The following is a 14,828-nucleotide window of genomic DNA, read 5'->3' on the forward strand; positions in this document are numbered from 1 at the left end:
GCCGACCCCAACCTCTCCGGGCCGTGCTGCCCGTATGCTTGTCCCTCAAGCCTGCCGCCTGTCGCTGTCGCGGCGAGGGCGATCGTGTTGCGACTTCGCAACACGATACGGACGCCGACGGGCGGAGCGGACACCTGCTCCGGCCCGGCCGTGGGCCGTGCATCATGGAGTGCGGCCGTCCGTGGAACGCATCAAGAGTAAATGACGAACACCCAAGACGGTCACCAGCGGTAACGAAGGAGATCTCCGTGGAACTGTCCGTGGTGATGCCGTGTCTGAACGAGGCCGAGACGATCGAGACCTGCGTGCGCAAGGCGGTCGGCTTCTTCGCGGAGCACGGCATCGACGGCGAGGTCGTCATCGCCGACAACGGCAGCACCGACGGCAGCCAGCAACTCGCCCGGGCGGCCGGGGCGCGCGTCGTGCCGGTGGCCGACAAGGGCTACGGCAACGCCCTGATGGGCGGCATCCGGGCGGCCCGCGGCCGGTACGTCGTGATGGGCGACGCCGACGACTCCTACGACTTCACCGCGCTGATGCCGTTCCTGGAGCAGTTGCGGGACGGCGCGGACCTGGTGATGGGCAACCGCTTCAAGGGCGGGATCGAGCCCGGCGCCATGCCGCCGCTGCACCGCTACCTGGGCAACCCGGTGCTGAGCTTCATCGGGCGGCTGTTCTTCGGCAGCAAGATCGGCGACTTCCACTGCGGGCTGCGCGCGTTCCGCAAGGACTCGATCGTGCGGCTGGGGCTGCAGACCGGCGGGATGGAGTTCGCCAGCGAGATGGTGGTCAAGGCCACCCTGGCCGGCTACGACATCCGCGAGGTCCCCACCACCCTGTCCAAGGACGGCCGGTCCCGCCCGCCGCACCTGAACACCTGGCGGGACGGCTGGCGGCACCTGCGGTTCCTGCTGCTGTACAGCCCGCGCTGGCTGTTCCTGATCCCGGGCCTGGCGTTCATGCTGGTCGGCCTGGTCGCCGGGGTGGCGCTGGCGTTCGGCCCGGTGCGGGTCGGCGACGTGGCGTTCGACGTCGACACCCTGGTCGGGGCGGGCGCGGCGACGGTGATCGGCTTCCAGTCGGTGCTGTTCGCGCTGTTCACCAAGGTGTACGCGATGCAGGAGGGCTTCCTGCCGCGGGACCGGCGGGTGGACCGGCTGGTCTCCTGGTGGACCATGGAGCGCGGGCTGGTGCTGGGCGGCCTGCTGGCGCTGGCCGGTCTGGCCGGGCTGGCCGCCTCACTGCTGCACTGGCGGGTCAACAACTTCGGTGAGCTGGACCCGCGCGAGTCGCTGCGCATGGTGGTGCCGTCGGCGACCGCGCTGGTGATGAGCTTCCAGGCGATCTTCGCCTCGATGTTCGTCAGCATCCTGCACATCCGCCGCCGCGAGCACCCGCCGCTGACCGACGCCGCCGACGAGGCCGCCGTGGTGGTGGACGCCGCCGCCGACCGGGTCGCCGCCGAGCGGGCGGAGCAGGCCGGGCAGGACGCCGCCGAGCCGGTCGCCGACACGCCGGGCGGGCAGCGCTGACCCGCGCGGGCGGTCCGTGGCAACCTTGATCGACATGAGCCTCGACCGTCGCGTCCGCATCCAGATCCAGTGAGGGCGGGCTCGCTGTCGCCCACCCCGCGCACGGCCGCAGCGGCGGCGCGGGGGGACGGCGCCTCGCCGGAGCCCGCCCCCGCCCGCCGGTGGTGGCCGTGGCTGCTGGTGGGCTGGCTGGTGCAGGCCGGGATCCGGATCGCGCTGGCGGCGGGGCAGACCGTCCCGGTCGCCAACCCGGACGAGACCGGCTACCTGTTCGCCGCGCGGCTGCTGACCGGCGGCCCCGAGGCCGACATCTCCTACAGCACCCCCTACCGGGGCGGCTATCCGCTGCTGATCCTGCCGGCGTTCTGGCTGGCCGACGATCCGGTGACGGTGTACCGGACCGCCCTGGTGATCAACGCGCTGGTCGGCGCGCTGCTGCTGGTGGCGGCGTTCGGGCTGCTGCGCCGGCTGGGCCTGGCGCGGCCCTGGGCGTACGGGGTCGCGCACGCCGCCGCGCTGCTCCCGGCCGCGGTCTTCTACACCCAGTACGCGCTGACCGACGCGATCCTGCCGGTGGTGCTGCTCGGCTGGCTGCTGCTCCTGCACTCCTGGCTGGCCGCCGACGCCGACTCCGCGGGCCCCGCCCGGACCGCCCTGTACGGGGCGGGCGCGAGCCTGCTGGCCGCCTACGCGTACACGATGCACTCGCGCGGCACCGTCGTCGTCACCGTCCACGTGGCGCTGCTGCTCGTCGCGGCCGTCGCCCGGTGGCGGCCGTGGTGGTCGGCCGGCATCGGCGTCGCCGTCACCGGCGCGGTCGCCCTCGCCGGGTCCCTGCTGAACGGCTGGATCTGGCCCAGGCTCTACCCGCGCGGCTCCTACGACATGGGGTCGATGCTCGTCGACCGGCTCACCACCCTGGACGGCTACGGCTGGACGATCCCGGTCGGCCTCGGCCAGATCTGGTACCTGATCGTCGGGACGTGGGGCCTGGCCGGGATCGGGTTGGCCGCCGTGCTGGCCGCCGCCGTCCGCCGGGGCGTCCCGCCGCAGGTCCGGGCGCTGGCGTGCGCGGTGCTGGTGGTGCTGGCCGGGATCGCGTTCGCCACCGCCGCCGCCCTCCCCGACGAGCAGCGGATCGCCAACCACGCCTACGGCCGCTACCTGGCGTGCCTGGCGCCGACGCTGTTCGCGATCGGGGTCGCGGTGCTGCTGACGGCGGCCCGCCGGACCGTCCTGGCGGCGGCGGCCGCGGTGACCGCCGTGACGGTGGCGATCGCCGCCCTGATCGAGTGGCGGGCGGGCGGCAGGTTCGCCGGGTACGTGCACTTCCCGTTCGACTTCCCCGAGACCGGGTTCCTGACCTGGACGTGGGACGGCTTCCGGCTGTGGGCGGCGACGCTGGCGGGGCTGGCGCTGCTCGCCCTGGCGGTCGCGGCGGCGGCGGGCGGGCGGCGCGGAGCCGTGCTGCTGGTGGGCGGGCTGCTGGCGGTCGACCTGGTGGCGAGCACGGCCACCGCGCTGAACATCTCCCGCCCGTTCGTCCGCGAGATGACCGCCGCGGCCGACCTGAGCGGCCTGGTCGACCCGGCCGCCCCGCGTCCCAGGGTCGCGATCGACGGCACCATCGAGTGGAAGATCTGGATCATCCAGCAGTACCAGGTGTCGTGGGGCGAGGTGACGTGGTTCGACGGCCGCCGCGGGCGGCCTCCCGCCGACGCCGACCTGGTGCTGTTCCGCTGGGAGAAGGGCGTGCCCGCCGAGCGCACCTGGCCGGGCGCGCCGACCGGGTGGCGCGTCGTCGGCAGCCGCCGCACCGTCGAGGGCGACTGGGTCGCCTGGCGGCGGTGACCGGGCTCAGCGCGCCCAGATCTCCAGCAGCCCGTCCGAGGAGCGCCACAGCCGCCGGTAGCCGTTCTGCGGCGTCAGCCGCGAGTTCGCCACCATCGCGGGCTCCATGCCGCGCCAGCGGGTGAACAGGAACGGCCCGTCCTCGGCGATCACCGGGATCGCCCGGTACTCGTGCGGGAAGGACCGGATCCGGCCGTGCCACTGCTCGCGGCCCCACACGTCGCGGGTGTAGAAGGTCAGCGTCTGCGCCAGCCGGTGGTCCGACCAGATCACCTCGAGGTCGTCCCGGCCGTCCAGCCATCCCCGCAGTTCGTTCCAGGCGTTGTCGCGCGGCAGGTCCGGTACCTGCGCGACCGCCACCGGCACGTACGCCCCCGCCAGCGCGCAGCACGCCACCGCCAGCCCGGTCCGCACCCTGGCGGCGGGGACCCTGGCCAGCAGCAGCGTCAGCGCGCCCAGCCCACCGGCCAGGAACGCCGGGAGCACCGGGAACCAGTATCGCAGCAGCCAGCCCCGCAGCGTGATGTGGTGCGGGTCGGTCAGCCCCGACAGCAGCGTCAGCGGCACCGCCAGCGTCACGAACCACACCAGCGTCAGCGCCAGCCGCCGGTCCCGGGTGACGATCCAGCCGACCGCGTTGAGCAGCAGCAGCACGACGAAGACCCAGCCCAGCGGGTGCCAGTCGGTCATCGCCCGCTCGAACGACCGCAGCGCCAGCATCCGCGTCACCGGCTCGCTCGGCTCCCCGCCGTGCCCGGCCGCCGACCGGATCGCCGACATGGCGTTCCCCCACACCAGCTGGTTGTGGATCATGCTGACGGCGAGCACGCCCAGCATCGGCGCGGCCACCGCCCACAGCCGCCGCCAGGAGATCCCCAGCAGCCGGAAGAACACCGGGATCCCCACGTACATGAACGCCGCGAAGTCGCGGATCAGGAACGCGCACCCCATGCACAGGCCCGCCGCCACCAGCAGCGCCGTCTGCCGGCGCCCGGTGCGGCGGCTCGCCACGACCAGCCCGGCGACCCCCGCCGCGAACAGGCCCGCCCCCGGCATGTCCGGCAGCATCACCCCCATCGACCAGGTGATCTCCCGCTCGCCGAACGGGTTGGTCAGCAGGAAGAACGGGTGGACCATCAGCAGCAGCGTCGCCGGCAGCCCCACCCGGTCCCCGAACAGCGACCGCACCAGCAGGTAGCAGCCGACGTAGAAGACGATCCCGCCGAGCGCCGCCATCGCGAAGTACGCCGCCTGCCCCGGCCCCAGCAGTTCCTGCATCAGCCGGGCCGGCAGCAGCAGCCCGATCCGCGACACCTGGTGCGGCACCTCGTTGAACGGCCACCGGTCCAGCGGGATGTCCGGCCAGCGCCGCGCCCCCTCGAACACGTAGTAGGGGTCGTAGTACAGCGGCGGCGTCATGATGATCCACTGCACGGCCACCGCGCAGGCCGCCACCAGCGCCGACAGCCCCACCACCCGGCGCCGCCACCACGGCCTGCGGCGCGGCCCCTCCTCGGCGGAGCGTTCCGTGGCGGACTCGCGGACCGTGGTCTGGGCCATGCCGGATCTCAACCTCTGTGTCGGGGGACCGTCACTGGGGACGCGGGAACCGCCGCTAGCGTATCGGCGCATCGGGCCCCGCCGTGCCCGCTGATATCGGTGTGAGCCCGCGTGCGTCGGCCTCTAGGCTTGGTGGTATGTCCTCGTCGAGTAGTCAGCACATCCTGGCCGCGCCCGCCTGGCCGTACGCCAACGGGCCCCGTCACATCGGGCACGTCTCCGGTTTCGCGCTGCCCTGTGACATGTTCAGCCGCTACCAGCGGATGGCGGGCAACAAGGTCCTGATGGTCAGCGGCACCGACGAGCACGGCACCCCGATCCTGGTGCAGGCCGACAAGGAGGGCGTCAGCCCCCGCGAGCTCGCCGACCGCTACAGCCGGGTCATCGCCTCCGACCTGCAGGCGCTCGGCATGTCCTACGACCTGTTCACCCGGACGACCACCCGCAACCACTACGCGGTCGTCCAGGAGATCTTCAAGGGCCTGTACGACAACGGCTACATCTTCCCGAAGACCACGCTGGGCGCCATCTCCCCGTCCACCGGCCGCACGCTGCCCGACCGCTACATCGAGGGCACCTGCCCGATCTGCTCCTACGACGGGGCGCGCGGCGACCAGTGCGACAACTGCGGCAACCAGCTCGACCCGGTCGACCTGATCAACCCCCGGTCCCGGATCAACGGGGAGACCCCCGAGTTCGTCGAGACCGAGCACTTCATGCTCGACCTGCCGGCGTTCACCGACGCGCTCGGCGACTACCTGCGCGGCAAGCAGGGCGAGTGGCGGCCGAACGTGCTGAAGTTCTCCCTCAACCTGCTGGAGGACCTGCAGCCCCGGGCGATCAGCCGGGACCTGGACTGGGGCGTCCCGGTGCCGCTGGAGGGCTGGCGGGACCGGCCCGACAAGCGCCTGTACGTGTGGTTCGACGCGGTGGTCGGCTACCTGTCGGCCTCGGTGGAGTGGGCGAAGCGGTCCGGCGACCCGGACGCCTGGCGGGCCTGGTGGCAGGACCCGCGGGCGCTGTCGCACTACTTCATGGGCAAGGACAACATCGTCTTCCACGCCGAGATCTGGCCGGCGATGCTGCTGGGCTACAACGGCCGGGGCGACAAGGGCGGCGAGCCCGGCTCCCTGGGCGCGCTGAACGTGCCCACCGAGGTCGTGGCGTCGGAGTTCCTGACGATGGAGGGCCGCAAGTTCTCCTCCTCCCGCCAGGTCGTCATCTACGTCAAGGACTTCCTGGAACGCTACGACGTGGACGCGCTGCGCTACTACGTCGCGGTGGCCGGGCCGGAGAACCAGGACACCGACTTCACCTGGCAGCACTTCCGCGAGCGCAACAACAACGAGCTGGTCGCCCAGTGGGGCAACCTGGTCAACCGCTCGCTGAACATGGCGGCCAAGGAGTTCGGCGCCATCCCCGAGGCCGGCGACCTGACCGACGCGGACCGGGCGCTGCTGCAGCGCAGCCGCGCCGCGTTCGACCGGGTCGGCGCGGAGCTGGGCCGCTCCCGGTTCAAGAACGCCGTCACCGAGGCGTTCGACGTGGTCCGCGAGGCCAACGGCTACCTGTCGGCGCAGCAGCCGTGGAAGGTGGAGGACCGCGCCCGCAAGGGCACCATCCTGCACGTGGCGCTGCAGGTCGTCGACGACGCCAAGACGTTGCTGACCCCGTTCCTGCCCAAGTCCTCGGACAAGGTCCACGCGATGCTCGGCGGCGAGGGCGTCTGGGCGGCGATGCCGGAGGTCCGCGAGGTCGACGAGGACGGCGGCCCCTCCTACCCGATCATCACCGGGGACTACGCGGCCGAGCAGGCCCGCTGGGAGCACCGCCCGATCCGGCCGGGCACCCCGCTGACCAAGCCCAAGCCGCTGTTCGCCAAGCTGGACGCCTCGATCGTGGACGAGGAGCTGCGCCGGCTGGAAGAGGGCTGACGGCCGCCGCGTTGTGACGGAAAGGGGTCGCGGGACATCGGCGGCCGGGTCTCACACGGAGTCATGATGACGAGCGCACACGACGGGTCCGACGGGTTCGCGGGGGCGAGCTTCCCCCCGCTGCCCGAGCCGCTTCCCGTCGAGATCTTCGACGGTCACTGTCACCTGGAGATGCTCGATGTGCCGATCCCGCGCGCGGTCGCCGCGGCGCACGCGGTCGGCATCCGGCGGATCATGACGATCGGCTGTGACCTGAAGTCCTCCATCTGGGCGGCGCAGGCCGCCGAGGAGCACGGCGACGTGTACGCGGCCGTCGCGATCCACCCCAACGACACCACCGGCGTCACCGACGCGGTCCTGGACGACATCGCCAAGCTGGCGGTGTTCCCGCAGGTCCGCGCGATCGGGGAGACGGGCCTGGACTACTACCGGGACTGGGCCCCCAAGGAGGACCAGCACCGCTCGTTCCGCGCCCACATCGACATCGCCAAGCGCACCGGCAAGCCGCTGATGATCCACGACCGGGAGGCGCACGACGACGTGCTGCGCATCCTGGCCGAGGAGGGCCCGCCGGAGAAGGTCGTCTTCCACTGCTTCTCCGGCGACGCCGACATGGCGCGGATCTGCGCCGACCGCGGCTACGTGATGAGCTTCGCCGGCAACGTCACGTTCAAGAACGCCGAGCCCCTGCGCGAGGCGCTGCGGGTGGCGCCGCCGGACCTGATCCTGGTGGAGACCGACGCGCCGTTCCTGACCCCGGTCCCGCACCGCGGCAAGCCCAACGCCTCCTACCTGATCCCGCACACCGTCCGGGCGATGGCCGAGATCAAGGGCATGGACGTCGCCGACCTGTGCACCGCCATCGCCGCCACCGGAGAGCGCCTGTACGGCCCCTGGTGATCACCTCGTCCGACCCCGGGGCCACGGCGCGGAAACGCTCGCTGCGGGTGGGACCGGGTGCCGGCGAGGCGGCGCACGGCAGGACATGAAGTTGCATGAGGTGATCTGAGGGCTACCGGGGATCGTGCGGCCATTGCCGGACGCGGGTGGAGTGTCCCGGTTTCGGTGGCGGTGGGGTGGTGGGTGCCCCTATCGTCTGGCGCGGTTGATGCCGTCTCGCCAGGAGGACCCCGTTGGTGCGCCGTACCCCCGCCCTCGTGCTCGCGGCCGCGCTGCTCGCGGCGTCGACATCGGCCTGCGGCGGTGGAGGAGGAGGCACCCGCCCGGCCGCCGCGGACGCCCCCAAGGCGACGCCCACCGCCACGCCCCGGCAGATCGTGTTGACGGTGGACGGCAGGAGGACCACGGTGACCACCACCGGCCGCACCGTCCGCGAGGTCCTCGCCCAGGCGAACGTCCGGCTCGGCCGGTTCTACCTGGTCAAGCCCGGCCTCGACGAGCCCGCGGTGGACATGGTGCGGGTCCGGCTGCTGCTGTCCAAGCCGGTCACCCGCAAGGTCAAGGTCGACCCGCCGGTCCGGCGGAGGAAGAACTCCAGGCTGGCCGCCTGGAGCGAGAAGGTCGTTAAGAACGGCAGGCCCGGCGAGAAGCTCGTCACCACCGCCTACGTCCGCGGCAAGAAGGGCAAGCGGATCAAGGCGGTCGTCGAGCAGAAGGTCCTCCGCAGGCCCGTCGCCCGGGTCGTGGAGGTCGGCCCCCAGCCCTCCAGCGTGGGCGGTGAGGCCGCGCGCCTCAACTGGCCGGCGCTCGCCAAGTGCGAGTCCGGCGGACGCCCCAACGCCGTCAACCCCGCCGGCTACTACGGCCTCTACCAGTTCTCCCTGCAGACCTGGGGTTCGGTCGGCGGCACCGGCCTGCCGTCCAACGCCCCCGCCGCCGAGCAGACCTACCGCGCGCAGCTCCTCTACAACAAGGTGAACGGCCGCTGGCAGGGCCAGTGGCCGCACTGCGGCAAGTACCTGTTCGGCTGACCGCCGTCCGGGTCACCCGGCGGGGACTGGGACACTGGGCGGGTGGGGGACTCACAGGTGCTGCTGGGACCGGCCGAGATACGGGAGCTCGCCGCGCGGCTGGGCGTACGGCCGACCAAGACGCTCGGCCAGAACTTCGTCATCGACGCCAACACGGTGCGGCGCATCGTCCGTTCCGCGGACCTGGACCCCGGCGACGTGGTGCTCGAGGTGGGCCCGGGGCTGGGCTCGCTGACCCTGGCGCTGCTGGAGCAGGGGCACCGGGTGGTCGCCGTCGAGATCGACCCGGTCCTGGCGGGCGAGCTGCCGCGGACCGTGGCCGCCCGCGCTCCCGAGCACGCCGGGCGGCTGACCGTCGTCCACGACGACGCGCTGCGGATCGCCGGCGTGCCCGGGCCCGAGCCGACCGCGCTGGTCGCCAACCTCCCCTACAACGTGGCCGTGCCGGTCGTGCTGCATCTGCTGGCGGCGTTCCCGTCGCTGCGGCGCGGCCTGGTGATGGTGCAGGCCGAGGTCGCCGACCGGCTGGTCGCCGAACCCGGCAGCAAGGTGTACGGGGTGCCGTCGGTCAAGCTGGCCTGGTACGCCGACGCGCGGCGGGCCGGGCCGGTGGGCCGCGCCGTGTTCTGGCCCGTGCCGAACGTGGACTCGGGGCTGGTGGCGTTCACCCGGCGGGAGCCGCCCGCGCCTGACGTGCCGCGCGAGGAGGTCTTCGCGGTCGTCGACGCGGCGTTCGCGCAGCGCCGCAAGACGCTGCGGGCGGCGCTGGCGGGCTGGGCGGGTTCGGCGGACGCCGCCGAACGGGCGCTGCGCGCGGCGGGCGTCGATCCCCGCGCCAGGGGCGAGGCGCTCGATATCGGCGCCTTCGCGCGCATCGCCCAGTATCGTCCTCTCGTCACCGGCGAACGTACGGAGGAACATGGTGAAGGGGCGGTCGCGGGCCCTCGGGGCGATGACGCTCGCGGCGCTGCTGGCGCTTCCGGGATGTAGCGGGGACCGCGAGGACCCCCCGAAGATCCAGTCCACCGTCCGGGCCGGCGTCGCGCCGACCCCGCCCGCCAAGGGCGCCTACTTCGGCGCCTGGGTGGACCCGGTGCGCCACTACCCGCCCGACGCCGGGGAGTCCCCCTCGCCGAGCCCCTCCGCCCCGTCCACCCCGTCCACCGGGACGCCCTCGCCCTCCGACGACAGCCGCGTCACGGTGGTGCGGGACTACGAGCGGGACCTGGGGCGGCGGCTGGACATCGCCGCCGCCTACCGTTCCTGGACCCAGGACTTCCCCCGCGACTCCGACGCCGACCTGCTCGCCGAGGGCCGCTACCTGCTGCTGACCTGGGAGGGCGCCGACACCCGCGAGATCGTCGCCGGCCGGCACGACGACCGCGTCCGGGACCGCGCCCGCGCGCTCAGGAAGCTCGGCAAGCCGGTGTTCCTGCGCTGGCAGCCCGGCATGGACGCCTCCTCCCAGCGCGGCAGGGTCCACTCGGCCGCCGACTACACCGCCGCCTGGCGGCATCTGCGGGAGATCTTCCGGCAGGAGAGGGTCGACAACGTCGCCTGGGTGTGGTGCCCCACCGCCTCCGGTTTCAGCGGCGGGTCCGCCCACTCCTACTACCCGGGCGACGACCAGGTGGACTGGATCGCGGTGGACGTCTACCCCGGCGGCGACTACGACTACCGGGACTTCTCCGAGGCGGCGGCGGGCTTCATGGACTGGGCCGAGCAGCGGCCCAAGCCGGTGATGATCTCCGAGTTCGGGGTGCCCCGCTCCTACGGGGAACGCCGTGCCGAATGGCTCCGCAAGGCCGCCACCCACCTGCAGCACCCGCAGGTCAAGGCGGTCGTGTACTTCGACTCCGACGAGGGCGGACGGGACGAGAAGGGGGAGCCCCGCTACGAGTTCTCGCTGGCCGGTGACGCCGCGGCGCTGTCGGCGCTGCGGGAGATGGCCACCGCCCCGTTCTTCAACCCCCGCAATCTGCCGGTGGCGTCGGGCGGCTGAACCGGGCTCCGCTACCATCGCGCCGTGACCCCCGTGACCGTTCGCGTGCCCGCCAAGGTGAACCTTCAGCTCGCCGTGGGACCGCTCCGCGACGACGGCTTCCACGACCTGGCCAACGTCTTCCACGCGGTCTCGCTGTTCGACGAGGTGACCGCCTCGCCCGCCGACAGTCTCACGCTGCGGGTCGAGGGAGAGTCGATCGAGGGCGTCCCGACCGGCGACGACAACCTCGCCGCCCGCGCCGCCCGGCTGCTGGCGCAGCAGCTCGGCGTCCCGGCGCACGCGGCGCTGACCATCCGCAAGAACATCCCGGTCGCCGGGGGCATGGCCGGCGGCAGCGCCGACGCCGCCGCCGCGCTGGTCGCCTGCGCCCGGCTGTGGGGCGCCGACGTGGACCTGCGCCCGCTGGCCGCCAGGCTCGGCAGCGACGTCCCGTTCGCGCTGCTGGGCGGCACCGCGATCGGCACCGGCCGGGGTGAGGTGCTCACCCCGGTGCAGGTGTCCGGCCGTTTCCACTGGGTGTTCGCGCTCGCCGACGGGGGCCTGTCCACGCCCGCCGTCTACGCCGAATGCGACCGGCTCCGCGAGGCCCGCGGGGAACGCCCGGGCCCGCCGCAGGCGTCGCCCGACCTGATGGCCGCGCTCGCCGCCGGGGACGCCAAGGCCCTCGGCGCCGCGCTGGCCAACGACCTGGAACCGGCCGCCCTGTCGCTGCGCCCCGCCCTCCGCGACACCCTGGAGGCCGGCCGCGCCTTCGGCGCGCTCGGCGCCCTGGTCTCCGGATCCGGACCCACCTGCGCGTTCCTCGCCGACTCGGCCGACCACGCCGAGTCCCTGGTCGCCGCTCTCACCGAGGCGGGCGTGGCCCGCAGCGTGGTCGCCGCCCACGGCCCCGTCCCCGGCGCCACCGTTCTGTGAACGCCGTGGACTGAACGGGAAGGCCCGGCATAGCGTCAGACCGGGGACATGACGGCCGTCGAAGGGATCTCCGGTGGGATTCGCAGCCTTCCTGCTTCTGCTCATGGTCTTCGCGGCCTTCGGGCTCCTGGTGGTCTTCCTGGTGGTGATGGCGATCCGCAATGCGAACGGCGCGTCGCAGGGCCGGCCGCCGTACAACCCAGGCCACGGCCACCACCCGTCCCACTGGCAGGCCCACGGCCAGCAGCCGAGCTGGGGTCCCTACGGCCACAACGCCCCGCCCGCCCCGGGCGTGGGCCCCGCCGTCGGCGGCATGGCCTCCGACCCGTACTACGGCGGCTACTCGGGTTATGACGGCGGCTCCTCCGGCTCGTCGGGTTACGACAGCGGCGGTTCCTCCAGCGGTGGTTCGTCGGGCTTCGACAGCGGTGGCTCGTCCGGTTCCGACAGCGGCTCCTCCTCGTCCTCGTTCTGACGGCGCGCTCGTCTCCGGCGGTGACGTACGGAGCTCACCGCACCATGTGACGGCGTTCGCCGACGATCCTGTGGTGTCTCGAACGCTGAAGGCGCCACGCGTCAGCGGCCCGGGACCGCCGGACCGCAACGGCGGCACCGGATCGTCTCGTTCTGCGGGCGTTCGGGAGCGGCGGACCGGCGCCCGGGTGGCCGGGAGAGGGGGCCGGAGCCACTAGCCTGGGTGGTGCCGTGAACCTGATCAATCTCGAGACCGTCACCAAGGCGTACGGTCCCAAGCCGCTGCTGGACGCCGTGTCGCTCGGCGTGGACGACGACGACCGGATCGGGATCGTCGGCCGCAACGGCGGGGGCAAGAGCACCCTGGTCGCCCTGCTGGCCAAGCGGATCGAGCCCGACGAGGGACGTGTGACGCACGCCCGCGGGCTGCGGCTGGGGCATCTGGCCCAGCGCGACGAGTTCCCCGAGGGCGCCACCGTGCGTTCCGCGGTGCTGGGGGAGCGGCCCGAGCACGAGTGGGCCGGCGACACCCGGATCCGCGACATCCTGTCGGGGCTGCTCGGCGGGCTGCCGCTGGACGCCCCGCTGGAGGACATGTCCGGCGGCGAGCGGCGGCGGGTCGCGCTGGCCCGGCTGCTGGTGCCCGACTCGGACCTGCTGGTCCTGGACGAGCCCACCAACCACCTGGACATCGAGGCGATCGACTGGCTGGCCCGCCACCTGAAGGCCCGCCGCGGCGCGCTGGTCGTCGTCACCCACGACCGCTGGTTCCTCGACGAGGTCACCGAACGGACCTGGGAGGTCGTGGACGGCCGCGTCGAACGCTACGAGGGCGGCTACTCGGCGTACGTGCTGGCCAAGGCCGAACGCGCGCGGATCGCCGCCGCCGCCGAGGAGAAGCGGCAGAACCTGCTCCGCAAGGAACTGGCGTGGCTGCGCCGCGGCCCGCAGGCCCGCACCTCCAAGCCCAAGTTCCGGGTGGAGGCCGCGCAGGCCCTCATCGCCGACGAGCCGCCGCCCCGCGACAGCGTCGAGCTGACCCGCTTCGCCACCGCCAGGCTCGGCAAGACCGTCCTGGACCTGGAGGACGTGTCGCTGGAACTGGACGGCCGTTCCCTGTTCCGGCACATGACCTGGCGGCTCGGCCCCGGCGACCGGATCGGCCTGGTCGGCGTGAACGGCAGCGGCAAGAGCACCCTGCTGCGCCTGCTCGACGGCGGCCAGACCCCCTCCGGGGGCCGCATCGTCCGCGGCAAGACCGTCAAGCTCGCCCACCTGTCCCAGAACCTCGAGGAACTGGACCCGGCCCGCCGCGTCCTGGAGTCGGTGGAGGAGATCCGCCGCCGCATCACCGTCGGCAAGCGCGAGTGGACCGCGAGCCAGCTGCTGGAACGCCTCGGCTTCCGCGGCGACGCCCAGTGGACCCCGGTCGGCGACCTGTCCGGCGGCGAACGCCGCCGCCTGCAGCTGCTGCGCCTGCTGATGGACGAGCCGAACGTCCTGCTCCTCGACGAGCCCACCAACGACCTCGACATCGAGACCCTCACCGAACTCGAGGACCTCCTCGACGGCTGGCCCGGCACCCTCGTCGTCGTCAGCCACGACCGCTACTTCCTGGAACGCGTCACCGACCACGTCGTGGCCCTCCTCGGCGACGGCCGCGTCAGCCTCCTGCCCGGCGGCGTCGACGACTACCTGGCCCGTCGCCGCGCCGCCACCGCCCCCCGCTCCACCCCCCAGCCCAAGCCCGCCCAGGACAAGCCCAAGCCGGCCGCCCACTCCTGGAAGGTCCAGAAGGAGCTCGACCGGATCGAACGCCGCCTGGACAAACTCGCCCAGCGCGAGGCCGAGCTCCACGAGCGGCTGGCCGCCCACGCCACCGACTACGAGAAGCTCACCGAACTCAACGACCAGCTCAAGGCCGTCCAGGCCGAAGTCGCCACCCTGGAGGAGCAATGGCTCCTCCTGGCCGAGGACACCGGCTGACCCTGCCCACACGTCGAAGGGCGCCTCGAACAGGCCCCGCCGGCGGTCCGGCGCGTCGCACGGCGGCCTGCACGACCCCTACACGTCGAAGGGCGCCAGGAGGGTGCGGAGAAGGGCGGCGAGGGTCTCGCGTTCGGCGGGGGACAGGCCGGCGAGGATGTCGTGCTCGCGGGCGAGGAGGTCGGCGAACGCGGCGTCGACCCGGGTGCGGCCCTTGTCGGTGAGGCGGACCTGGACGCCGCGCTTGTCGGCCGGGTCGGGGAGGCGGCGGACCAGGCCGGCGGCCTCCAGGCGGTCGATCCGGTTGGTCATGGTGCCGGAGGTGACCAGGGTGGCGCGCAGCAGGCGGCCGGGGCTGAGCTGGTAGGGGCGGCCGGCGCGGCGCAGCGCCGTCAGGACGTCGAACTCCCAGGGCTCCAGGTCGTGGGCGGCGAACACCGCGCGCCTGGCGCGGTCCAGATGGCGGGCCAGCCGGGAGATGCGGCTGAGGACGTGCAGCGGCCGTACGTCCAGGTCCGGGCGTTCGGCGTGCCAGGCCGCGACCAGCCGATCGACCTCATCCTCCATGGCAGGAGCCTACCTGTCTCGACATCAAGACGTCCGTTCCGATCCACGGAGACGGCGGGCGATGCCGAAGCCC

At 73.1% G+C, this 14,828-nt stretch carries 12 protein-coding genes; 10 read left to right on the forward strand and 2 right to left on the reverse strand.

The genetic code is table 11. From position 1 onward, the window contains the following. The first annotated feature begins 248 nt into the window (after positions 1-248). The gene (locus HNR21_RS11950; RefSeq protein ID WP_312880991.1) at positions 249-1,532 is read left to right on the forward strand and encodes a glycosyltransferase family 2 protein; all 1,284 of its coding nucleotides are present in this window, start codon (positions 249-251) and stop codon (positions 1,530-1,532) included. 69 nt (positions 1,533-1,601) lie between these two features. Beyond that, positions 1,602-3,383 carry a hypothetical protein gene (locus HNR21_RS11955; RefSeq protein WP_182705250.1) on the forward strand — a complete coding sequence of 594 codons (1,782 nt, stop codon included), beginning with the start codon at positions 1,602-1,604 and terminating at the stop codon, positions 3,381-3,383. 6 nt (positions 3,384-3,389) lie between these two features. On the opposite strand, the gene HNR21_RS11960 is transcribed toward HNR21_RS11955, so the two are convergent. After that, a complete protein-coding gene (locus tag HNR21_RS11960) occupies positions 3,390-4,943 on the reverse strand; it encodes an ArnT family glycosyltransferase (RefSeq protein WP_182705251.1) in 1,554 nt (517 codons plus the stop codon). Between the two features lie 137 nt (positions 4,944-5,080). Here HNR21_RS11960 and metG point away from each other — a divergent pair, with 137 nt between their 5' ends. The 8 genes from metG to HNR21_RS12000 all read left to right on the forward strand — a co-directional run bounded on the left by metG (position 5,081) and on the right by HNR21_RS12000 (position 14,188). Next, on the forward strand, positions 5,081-6,877 hold the full coding sequence (gene metG, locus HNR21_RS11965) for a methionine--tRNA ligase (RefSeq protein WP_182705252.1): 1,797 nt from the start codon (positions 5,081-5,083) through the stop codon (positions 6,875-6,877). A 66-nt stretch (positions 6,878-6,943) separates the two neighbouring features. Then, entirely contained in the window at positions 6,944-7,777 is an 834-nt protein-coding gene (locus HNR21_RS11970; RefSeq protein ID WP_119731630.1) for a TatD family hydrolase, read from the forward strand. A 236-nt stretch (positions 7,778-8,013) separates the two neighbouring features. Continuing rightward, positions 8,014-8,808 carry a resuscitation-promoting factor gene (locus HNR21_RS11975; protein ID WP_182705253.1) on the forward strand — a complete coding sequence of 265 codons (795 nt, stop codon included), beginning with the start codon at positions 8,014-8,016 and terminating at the stop codon, positions 8,806-8,808. 42 nt (positions 8,809-8,850) lie between these two features. After that, positions 8,851-9,798, forward strand: coding sequence for a 16S rRNA (adenine(1518)-N(6)/adenine(1519)-N(6))-dimethyltransferase RsmA (gene rsmA, locus HNR21_RS11980; RefSeq protein WP_182705254.1), 948 nt, complete (start codon positions 8,851-8,853; stop codon positions 9,796-9,798). Beyond that, positions 9,728-10,810, forward strand: coding sequence for a glycoside hydrolase family 26 protein (locus HNR21_RS11985; RefSeq protein WP_246442108.1), 1,083 nt, complete (start codon positions 9,728-9,730; stop codon positions 10,808-10,810). Before rsmA ends, HNR21_RS11985 begins: the two co-directional genes overlap by 71 nt. 33 nt (positions 10,811-10,843) lie before the next feature. Next, positions 10,844-11,728 (forward strand): 4-(cytidine 5'-diphospho)-2-C-methyl-D-erythritol kinase, encoded by an 885-nt coding sequence (locus tag HNR21_RS11990; RefSeq protein ID WP_312881561.1) that lies wholly within the window; start codon positions 10,844-10,846, stop codon positions 11,726-11,728. Between the two features lie 73 nt (positions 11,729-11,801). Then, the gene (locus HNR21_RS11995; RefSeq protein ID WP_182705256.1) at positions 11,802-12,203 is read left to right on the forward strand and encodes a hypothetical protein; all 402 of its coding nucleotides are present in this window, start codon (positions 11,802-11,804) and stop codon (positions 12,201-12,203) included. A gap of 230 nt (positions 12,204-12,433) precedes the next feature. Further along, positions 12,434-14,188: an ABC-F family ATP-binding cassette domain-containing protein gene (locus HNR21_RS12000; RefSeq protein ID WP_182705257.1), complete on the forward strand. Its 1,755-nt coding sequence runs from the start codon at positions 12,434-12,436 to the stop codon at positions 14,186-14,188. Positions 14,189-14,266: 78 nt separating this feature from the next. Here HNR21_RS12000 and HNR21_RS12005 read toward each other — a convergent pair whose 3' ends face one another. Further along, on the reverse strand, positions 14,267-14,755 hold the full coding sequence (locus HNR21_RS12005; protein WP_119727260.1) for a MarR family winged helix-turn-helix transcriptional regulator: 489 nt from the start codon (positions 14,753-14,755) through the stop codon (positions 14,267-14,269). Positions 14,756-14,828: the final 73 nt, after the last annotated feature.

This window comes from Thermomonospora cellulosilytica, assembly GCF_014138835.1.
Classification (GTDB): domain Bacteria; phylum Actinomycetota; class Actinomycetes; order Streptosporangiales; family Streptosporangiaceae; genus Thermomonospora; species Thermomonospora amylolytica.

Coding starts and splice junctions, on each gene's coding strand:
- HNR21_RS12005 (WP_119727260.1), bottom strand. CDS start 14,755: ATGGAGGATGAGGTCGATCGGCTGGTCGCGGCCTGGCACGCCGAACGC.
- HNR21_RS11960 (WP_182705251.1), bottom strand. CDS start 4,943: ATGGCCCAGACCACGGTCCGCGAGTCCGCCACGGAACGCTCCGCCGAG.
- HNR21_RS11985 (WP_246442108.1), top strand. CDS start 9,728: ATGGTGAAGGGGCGGTCGCGGGCCCTCGGGGCGATGACGCTCGCGGCG.
- HNR21_RS11970 (WP_119731630.1), top strand. CDS start 6,944: ATGACGAGCGCACACGACGGGTCCGACGGGTTCGCGGGGGCGAGCTTC.
- metG (WP_182705252.1), top strand. CDS start 5,081: ATGTCCTCGTCGAGTAGTCAGCACATCCTGGCCGCGCCCGCCTGGCCG.